The organism is Salegentibacter sp., from assembly GCF_041642575.1.
GTDB lineage: Bacteria > Bacteroidota > Bacteroidia > Flavobacteriales > Flavobacteriaceae > Salegentibacter.
In genome coordinates this window covers 1-8,181 of record NZ_JBEPWD010000087.1, presented here as the reverse complement: position 1 = coordinate 8,181, position 8,181 = coordinate 1, and the positions used below count along the sequence as shown (strand labels likewise).

The following is an 8,181-nucleotide window of genomic DNA, read 5'->3' as shown; positions in this document are numbered from 1 at the left end:
CCATCGCGTGATCGATCCCTTTTGTTGCATCATCTCTGAAAGCAACCAGCAATTGCCTTACATATAAGTCATCAAATCTGAGATTAAGCCTTAAGCTTGGAATGCCCTGTTGAGATGTCCTGAATTCTGAATTACTACTGTTTTCCCTCATAAAAACCCGTTGGGAATTTTTAAAATTAACCTGTCCGTTGGTTTTTCCCATTAACATGAATCCCTGTCCCACAGGGCTGAATTCCCTTCCATATATTTTTCCGGTCTCTCCTGTATTACCTGTGGGTTCTGCAGATTCATCATAATACTGAAAGACCGCCGGAACATAAGCGCTGGCACCGGGAGAATAAGCGCCGTAACCGCCCTGGTATTCGGCGAGATAATGGGAATAACTGTGGTTGGAGTGATCCCAGAAATAAGCGATTCCCGTAGAAGCGGTATTTTGAACCAGGAATGTCTTCAGGTCTAATGCCGAAGGATAAGGATTACCCAACAGCAACACCTGGTCCTTCCCGATACTAAGATTAATATCCCCGTCATTTGGTACACCTCTGAAATCATAACGCTGTCTATTCCCGGGATTGTTGGGAACGCCCTCAATACTAGTCGGGTTGTTCCCGTTTACTCCTTTCATTGTAAAACCCTGCCCCGGGTTTAAGGAAAAATCATCACCAATATATTCCCAGTCATCATATTTTCCTCCTTCAAATTTATAAAGCCATCTTTCGGAAATGCTCAACGGATTTGCTTTTCCATCCAGAGCAGAAGTCAGTTGTACCGGTTGACTTTCGGTTTTATCTATGGGCTCATGAATTATTCCGGCAGCGGTTTTTGCACCCGCTGAAATATCTCTTACCGGTAGCCCCCAGTAATTATAATTATAGGCGTTTGCCCATCCTTCCTGGAATACCGAGATCATCCCGTTACCTGAATTTAAATTGTTGCTTTTATCCCCTTGGATAAGCTGCGCCTGCTTCCTGAGATATATGCTGGCCTCTGTGAGTGGGTTGGGGTTTTTATCGAGATGAATGTCTTTTTCAACATACAGAACCAGTTCTTTTACGTACAGAAAACTGCTTCCTGCGGCCGATGGTGAAACACTTAGTTGCGCTGAAAGTGGATGAAAACAGAAAAACAGGTATAGGAGGTAAAAAAGCCTCATAATTGCTTTAACTTTGTAAGCCTACAAGTTCCCTTTAAATAATTGAATTTAGAATAAGGGGTTTCTGGTAAAAATTGAAATGCAAATGAAAACTACACAGTTAATTAATACCGTTCTTATTGTATTGGGTGGAGCAATACTACTTTATGCGATTGCCGCCGAGGATGCAAATCAGTATGTTAAAATAACAGGCCTTGTTATTATTATGCTTGGCCTTTTCAGAGCGACCAATTTCTGGGTTGCGACAAAAGACGACCATAAGGAAGAAAAAGAAGAAGATCAGAACTAATGGAATTTAAACCCGGAGATAAAGTTGCAGCTCTTGATGACGACCTCGAAGGTGTAGTGGTGAAGACCGATAAAACCTCTGTAACCATTGAAACACCCGATGGCTTTGAGATGGATTTCTCTCCTTCTGAACTGGTGAAGATCGAAACTCCTTTTGAAGATCTTTCGGTAGATGTAGACATGGATCGGGTGCTGGAGGAAAAGCGAGTTCCGAAGAAACCCCAATCAAGACGCATTAAACCCAAGGAAAGGAATGCTCCGCCTATGGAGGTTGACCTGCATATTGAAAAATTGGTGAATAATTTTCGGGGGATGAGCAATTTTGATATTCTCAACCTGCAAATGGAAACCGCTAAAAGACAGCTGAACTTTGCGATGCGAAAACGCATCCAGAAGATTGTCTTTATACATGGAGTGGGCGAGGGCGTTCTAAAAGCCGAGCTGGATTATTTGCTGGGCAATTATGATAATCTCAAATTTTACGACGCCGATTTTCAGAAATACGGTCAGGGCGCTACTGAAGTTTATTTCTTTCAGAATAATTCAGAATAATTAGGTAGGGAACTACGGCGTATCGGGAACTTCTTCCTCTTCGTTTTCTTCCTCACTTATACCGGTAACTGTATAGTACCCGAGGCTATATTCATCAAACCTTATTTCTTCTCCGCTACCGTCTTGCCTAACGAAATTGAAATTTCGTATCACAACATCAGAGCGGAAATTGCGGTTTATGCTGTGGTCAATAACTTCGTTATGTTCATTAAATGGTTCGGTTAATTCCGGGTTTAGGTAATTTGGTCTGTCGGCAAGTTGCAGGCTTTGTGGATTAAGTAGGTCGTCGCTGCTCACTTCGTATTTGGTAAGCGCTCCGTCGCCGTCATCATCAGGATCCAAATAGTTTGGAACTCCGTCTTCATCGGTATCTCTGTAGCCTTCAGCCGTTGGATCACCGTCACCGGTTCTTATTTCAGTGCTGGTGCGCACATTATCGCCGTCATCATCAATATCCAGGTAATTTGGGATTCCGTCGCCGTCGGTATCCAGATGGGTTTCGCTATCGGGATTCTGTGCCTCATCCGGGTCCATTCCCTCATCTATATTTGAAATTCCGTCCCTGTCGGCATCATCCTGCGGCCCAATATCATTAAAACGTGTAGTAATTACCACGGTTCCTTCTGTTGTGATATATTCATCTACAACCCTGGGATCTTTAGAAGGCACTGCCTTGCAGAAATAATCACTAGGGATCTCCCCATCGTACAACCTGTAGACCATTTTATTGTCTCCGGTTAATTCTATCTCTATTGGCTGGTTGGTGTTCCGGCTTAAAAGCAATTCGTCTTCATCGAGTTGCCGGGAAGTTAATTGCAGCGACATAGTTTCGTTCACACCATCACTATTGATTACATACAGTACCTTCTGGTCTCCAAAACTACAAAGATTAAGGTTGCTGTTTTCCAGATCGAAAGAAGTGACAATTATGTCCCCGCTGTCACAGGAATTCAATCCGATAAAAATGATGAAAATTGAAAAAAACTTTTTCATTCGTGCGCTTTTCAACAAAAATAGCTGAAATAAGCTTTTTTAGCCTCTTCATCCTTAAAAATATTTTTATTTCGTTTAATTTTGTGTTCAATGAAAAACGTATACTTAGACTCCGCCGCAACCACGCAAATGCGTGAAGAAGTGATAACCCGAATGACCGATGTAATGAAAGAGGTTTACGGAAATCCTTCATCTACCCATAGCTTCGGAAGATCGGCCAAATCCCTTGTAGAACAGGCTAGAAAAACCGTAGCGAAATATCTGAATGTAAAACCTGCAGAGATCGTTTTTACCTCCGGTGGTACCGAAGCCGATAACCTTGCTTTGAATTCTGCCGTGCGTGATTTAGGTGTGGAACGCATCATCACCACTAAAATTGAGCATCACGCTGTTCTTTATACTATCGATCAGCTTAAGGAATGTTATGACATTGAAGTAGAGTATCTGGAACTGGATTCCTGCGGAAATGCCAACCTGGATCAGCTGGAGGAACTCCTGAAAAACTCTGAAAAGAAATCCCTGGTGAGCCTGATGCATATCAACAACGAGATTGGGAATCGTCTGGATATTAAAAAAGCAGGGGAGATCGCACATGCCCATAATGCGCTTTTCCATTCTGATACCGTGCAATCGGTAGGGCATTATGATCTTGATTTCAGTGAGATCCCTGTTGATTTTACTGCGGTGAGCGCTCATAAATTCCATGGTCCTAAAGGTGTAGGCTTTGCTTTTGTAAGAAAGAATAGCGGGCTAAAACCTCTTATTTTTGGAGGAGAACAGGAACGCGGGCATCGTGCCGGGACTGAAAGTGTTCACAATATCGTTGGTCTGGAGGAAGCTTTGAAGCTTTCCCTGGATAACCTGGAGCAGGAAAAAGCTTATGTTTCTGAACTAAAACAACATTTTATTGATAAGGTTAAAAAGGAGATCCCCGAGGCTAAATTCAATGGAAACTGTGAAGATTCTGATGGCAGCACCTATACTTTGGTGAACGTTTGTTTGCCGGTACCTCCGCAAAAAGCTCTGATGTTGCTTTTTCAACTTGATCTCAAGGGAATAGCTTGTTCAAAAGGTAGTGCCTGCCAAAGTGGAAGCGATAAGGGCTCACATGTGCTGAATGCTTTTCTTTCGGAAGAAGATCTTAAAAAACCTTCTATCAGGTTCTCTTTCTCACACTATAACACTAGAGAAGAATTGGATTATGTGGTGAATACTCTGAAGGAGTTCATCGAATCCTGAACTTAATTTTCATAATTAGATTAGATTATTCTTCCATAGATTCTTCTATTGAGTCGGCCTCATTATTATTATTATGCTCTCTCTTTTTATCGCTAATTATATTTCGAATACTTTGATAGATCATAGTTATTATTGCTATAAATAAACCTGCTAAAATAGATGCCATTGTAATAATGGTATAATAGATCTTAAAATAATCTGGATAAGAGAATATTTTTGTTTTGGTAAATGGAATATTAAGTAACAAGAGAACGATGGTAGAACTTATTATCAATAGGGTAGCAAGTCGTGCAATATTTAAAAGCTCGTTATAATATTTAAGTTTTAAGTGGTTGATCTTTAATACTTTTACGGTTAAAAGGTGAAGCAACATGACCAAGATATAGATTGAGCCTACAATGATGATATAGCAAAGAGTAATTATTCCCGAGGAGGAAGTAGCAAGCAATTCCCATGCCTGAAATCCAGAGATCTCTCCAAAGGTATAGGTGGTAAAACCCATAGCGAGTGCAAAGATTATCTCTCCAAATACAGGTCTTCTATAACTAATATGTATCATAATCCTGATTTTAGAAAAAATGATGACTCCTTTCTAAATTACGAATTTTCGATTTTTATATATCCAATTGATTGTTAAAGCCTGATGTAAATTGATTAAAATCAGTAGTTTAAATGTGTTTATTTTTTTTAATTAAGAGTATTCTTGCATCGAGGTAGTTTCATTATATTTTAGAAAAAATCCTGCTGAAGCGGGATTTTTTGTTAAGATTCAAATATTAGCATGCACGCGCTTTTTTTAAGTAACTTAATTTACATAATATTGATAGTCTAAATTATAGCGGTTAACCGATCCAATTATTGAAAAATATGAGCCAGAATATAGAAAAACTTCAGGATAAAATAGAAAAAGCCCATCTGGGCGGTGGTGAAAAACGCATAGAAAGCCAGCATTCTAAAAAGAAACTTACAGCCCGGGAACGTGTGGACTACCTCCTCGATGAATCTTCTTTTGAGGAAATCGGTATTTTAGTTACTCATCGTACCACCGATTTCGGAATGGAGAAACAAAAATTTTATGGGGATGGGGTGGTTACCGGTTACGGAACTATAAACGGTCGCCTGGTATATGTTTTTGCACAGGATTTTACCGTCTTTGGAGGTTCTCTTTCTGAAACCCACGCCGAAAAGATCTGCAAGGTGATGGACCTCGCTATGAAAGTTGGGGCGCCCTTGATAGGCCTTAATGATTCAGGAGGAGCAAGAATCCAGGAAGGAGTGAAGTCTCTTGGAGGCTATGCCGATATTTTTCATCGCAATGTAAAAGCCTCCGGAGTTATTCCGCAGATATCCGCCATTATGGGACCCTGTGCCGGGGGAGCGGTTTATTCTCCCGCGATGACCGACTTTACGTTTATGGTTCAGGATACCAGCTATATGTTCGTAACCGGGCCAAATGTGGTAAAAACAGTTACCAATGAAGAAGTGACTTCAGAAGAATTAGGAGGTGCCAGTACCCATGCGACCAAATCGGGGGTGACGCATCGAACCGCGGTAAACGATATTGGTTGCCTTGAAGACATCAAGCAGCTCATCAGCTATATGCCGCAAAGCAATAAGCAAACCCCTGAAAAATTGCCATTTACTCCCGGGGATGAATTCAGGGATCAATTGGAAAGTATCGTTCCCGATAGCTCCAGCAAACCTTATGATATGCACGAGGTGATAAACGGAATAATAGATGAGGAAAGTTTTTTCGAAATTCATAAGGAATATGCCGATAATATAATTGTGGGATTTGCGAGACTTGGTGGGCGAAGTATTGGGATAGTTGCCAATCAGCCTATGAGCCTGGCTGGAGTACTGGATGTAGATTCTTCCAAGAAAGCGGCACGTTTTACCCGATTCTGCGATTGCTTCAATATCCCTTTATTAGTGTTGGTAGATGTGCCGGGATTCCTTCCGGGAACCGATCAGGAGTGGAACGGAATTATTCTTAACGGCGCAAAATTACTCTATGCCCTTAGTGAAGCGACAGTCCCTAAAGTGACCCTTATTACCCGAAAGGCTTACGGTGGGGCTTATGATGTGATGAATTCCAAGCACATCGGCGCCGATCTTAATTTTGCCTGGCCTACAGCCGAGATCGCGGTAATGGGAGCAAAAGGAGCCAGTGAAATCATCTTCCGAAAGGAAATTAAGGAAGCTGAAGATCCGGCGGCTAAACTTGCAGAAAAAGAGGCGGAATATGCCGAAAAGTTTGCCAATCCGTTTGAGGCAGCCCAACGCGGATTTATAGACGAAGTGATAATGCCCCGGGAAACACGCAGGAAACTTCTGAAAGGTTTTAGTATGCTTGAAAATAAAAAAGTATTAAGGCCTGACAGAAAGCATGGGAATATTCCACTTTAGAAGTTAAGCACAATTATTAAACTAACTTGATTTATGACTAACAATTACCAAGACACTAAATTAAAATTTGAAAGGAAAGACCTGGAATTCGAATTTGCCAGCAAGCGAAAAATGCGGGAAGATGAATTGCTTCTGAATCATCTTTTCGACGAGCCCGAGCTTCCGGACTGGGAATAAGCTTAGCCAAATGAAATTCAACAAAATAGTTTGTGTAGATAACACCAAACTTACTGAAAGCGCAATTGAAGAATTACAGCAATACAGTGAGGTAGGTCTAGATAATTATAAAGACTACCCGGATTCTGAAGCTGAGGTTATTAAACGCATTGGCGATGCTGAAGCCGTATTGGTTTCATGGAAAACCCAGATTTCAGAATACATTATTGAGCAATGCCCTAAGCTGAAATATATCGGAATGGCCTGCAGCCTGTATGACGATGAGTCGGCGAATGTAGCGGTGAACTTCGCCCGGGAACGCGGGATAAGCGTTAAAGGCATCTTTGATTACGGCGATCCCGGAGTTGTGGAGTTCATAGTTTCAGAATTGATAAGGCTGTTACACGGATTTGGAGAGAAGCAGTGGCGGGAAATGCCTGTGGAACTAACCAAACGCAAGATCGGGATCATAGGTCTTGGTACTACCGGCCAGATGCTGGCGGAATGCCTTCTGCCTTTTGGGGCCGATCTTTATTACTTCAGCAGAACCCGGAAGAAGGAATGGGAAGAAAGAGGAGTTAAATATCTTCCCCTTGAGGAACTTCTGGGGAAAACAGAGATTATTTCATTGCATCTTCCGAAGAACACGCAATTATTTAATAAAAGGGAATTTGAAATATTCGGAAAGGCTAAGGTATTGATCAGCACCTCTCTGGGACTTCCCCTGGAAGAAAAAGCTTTTCAGGAATGGCTTGAAAAGAAAGGGAATTTCGGTATCTTTGATGGAGATGCGAGGCTGGCACTTTCAGAAAAGAGCCTGGCGAAAAAAAACCTGATCGCTTCAGAGAAAAGTGCAGGATGGAGTGAAGAGACCCGGCAACGACTTTCAGAAAAAGTTCTGGAGAATATTAAGGAGTTTACTGATAATTAAAACTTTATATTTTTTTAAGCGAGATTGTGAAAGGGGAACCTGATTTGTCCTGTAACCTTTGTTACTGATTACTTTCTTAGATTACACTTAATTTGCAAACAATTTAAAAAACACAGTATGGAATGGATTTTTGAACCATGGCCCTGGTATGTTGCGGGTCCGCTTATCGCGTTAATTATGTTTATCCTAATTTTTGTGGGCAGAGACTTCGGTATGTCTTCTAACCTTAGAACTATGTGTTCCATGTGTGGAGCAGGTAAAAATATTGAGTTTTTCAAGTTCGATTGGAAATCTCAACGCTGGAACCTGATGGTTGTGCTTGGTGCAATTATCGGAGGTTTTATTGGTGCCAATGTTCTAACTGAAGATCCTTCTGTAGCGATTAATCCTGATACTATTGCCATTCTTGAAGGCCTTGGATTTGATAGTGCCGGTGAAGCATACCTGCCTACCGAGCTTT

At 41.4% G+C, this 8,181-nt stretch carries 8 protein-coding genes and 2 pseudogenes; 7 read left to right on the top strand and 3 right to left on the bottom strand.

Going from position 1 to position 8,181, the window contains the following annotated elements; translation table 11 throughout:
- Window positions 1-1,153 (bottom strand): annotated as a pseudogene (locus ACESK1_RS10890) (secretion protein); the annotation flags it as partial.
- An 85-nt stretch (window positions 1,154-1,238) separates the two neighbouring features.
- On the opposite strand from ACESK1_RS10890, the gene ACESK1_RS10885 reads away from it, so the two are divergent.
- Together ACESK1_RS10885 and ACESK1_RS10880 are read left to right on the top strand one after the other, a co-directional pair.
- Entirely contained in the window at window positions 1,239-1,442 is a 204-nt protein-coding gene (locus tag ACESK1_RS10885; RefSeq protein ID WP_372920209.1) for a hypothetical protein, read from the top strand.
- Complete coding sequence (locus ACESK1_RS10880) at window positions 1,442-1,993, top strand: Smr/MutS family protein (protein WP_372920208.1); 552 nt, start codon at window positions 1,442-1,444, stop codon at window positions 1,991-1,993. Before ACESK1_RS10885 ends, ACESK1_RS10880 begins: the two co-directional genes overlap by 1 nt.
- Window positions 1,994-2,005: 12 nt before the next feature.
- Here the strand turns inward: ACESK1_RS10880 and ACESK1_RS10875 are convergent, their stop codons facing one another.
- Window positions 2,006-2,986, bottom strand: coding sequence for a hypothetical protein (locus tag ACESK1_RS10875; protein ID WP_372920207.1), 981 nt, complete (start codon window positions 2,984-2,986; stop codon window positions 2,006-2,008).
- A 90-nt stretch (window positions 2,987-3,076) separates the two neighbouring features.
- Between ACESK1_RS10875 and ACESK1_RS10870 the strand changes: the two genes are divergently transcribed.
- On the top strand, window positions 3,077-4,225 hold the full coding sequence (locus tag ACESK1_RS10870) for a cysteine desulfurase family protein (RefSeq protein ID WP_372920206.1): 1,149 nt from the start codon (window positions 3,077-3,079) through the stop codon (window positions 4,223-4,225).
- Between the two features lie 25 nt (window positions 4,226-4,250).
- Here the strand turns inward: ACESK1_RS10870 and ACESK1_RS10865 are convergent, their stop codons facing one another.
- Window positions 4,251-4,784 carry a hypothetical protein gene (locus ACESK1_RS10865; protein WP_372920205.1) on the bottom strand — a complete coding sequence of 178 codons (534 nt, stop codon included), beginning with the start codon at window positions 4,782-4,784 and terminating at the stop codon, window positions 4,251-4,253.
- 308 nt (window positions 4,785-5,092) lie between these two features.
- Between ACESK1_RS10865 and ACESK1_RS10860 the strand changes: the two genes are divergently transcribed.
- From ACESK1_RS10860 to ACESK1_RS10845, 4 genes and pseudogenes are all read left to right on the top strand, one after another.
- Window positions 5,093-6,634, top strand: coding sequence for an acyl-CoA carboxylase subunit beta (locus ACESK1_RS10860; RefSeq protein WP_372920204.1), 1,542 nt, complete (start codon window positions 5,093-5,095; stop codon window positions 6,632-6,634).
- 33 nt (window positions 6,635-6,667) lie between these two features.
- Window positions 6,668-6,811, top strand: coding sequence for a hypothetical protein (locus ACESK1_RS10855; protein ID WP_372920203.1), 144 nt, complete (start codon window positions 6,668-6,670; stop codon window positions 6,809-6,811).
- A gap of 10 nt (window positions 6,812-6,821) precedes the next feature.
- Window positions 6,822-7,721: an NAD(P)-dependent oxidoreductase gene (locus tag ACESK1_RS10850; protein WP_372920202.1), complete on the top strand. Its 900-nt coding sequence runs from the start codon at window positions 6,822-6,824 to the stop codon at window positions 7,719-7,721.
- Window positions 7,722-7,838: 117 nt separating this feature from the next.
- A pseudogene (locus ACESK1_RS10845) lies at window positions 7,839-8,181 on the top strand (YeeE/YedE family protein); the annotation flags it as partial.

What these genes read in the sequence shown, in the direction of transcription:
- ACESK1_RS10885 (WP_372920209.1), top strand. Translation starts at nt 1,239, where the DNA reads ATGAAAACTACACAGTTAATTAATACCGTTCTTATTGTATTGGGTGGA.
- ACESK1_RS10880 (WP_372920208.1), top strand. Translation starts at nt 1,442, where the DNA reads ATGGAATTTAAACCCGGAGATAAAGTTGCAGCTCTTGATGACGACCTC.
- ACESK1_RS10875 (WP_372920207.1), bottom strand. Translation starts at nt 2,986, where the DNA reads ATGAAAAAGTTTTTTTCAATTTTCATCATTTTTATCGGATTGAATTCC.
- ACESK1_RS10870 (WP_372920206.1), top strand. Translation starts at nt 3,077, where the DNA reads ATGAAAAACGTATACTTAGACTCCGCCGCAACCACGCAAATGCGTGAA.
- ACESK1_RS10865 (WP_372920205.1), bottom strand. Translation starts at nt 4,784, where the DNA reads ATGATACATATTAGTTATAGAAGACCTGTATTTGGAGAGATAATCTTT.
- ACESK1_RS10860 (WP_372920204.1), top strand. Translation starts at nt 5,093, where the DNA reads ATGAGCCAGAATATAGAAAAACTTCAGGATAAAATAGAAAAAGCCCAT.
- ACESK1_RS10855 (WP_372920203.1), top strand. Translation starts at nt 6,668, where the DNA reads ATGACTAACAATTACCAAGACACTAAATTAAAATTTGAAAGGAAAGAC.
- ACESK1_RS10850 (WP_372920202.1), top strand. Translation starts at nt 6,822, where the DNA reads ATGAAATTCAACAAAATAGTTTGTGTAGATAACACCAAACTTACTGAA.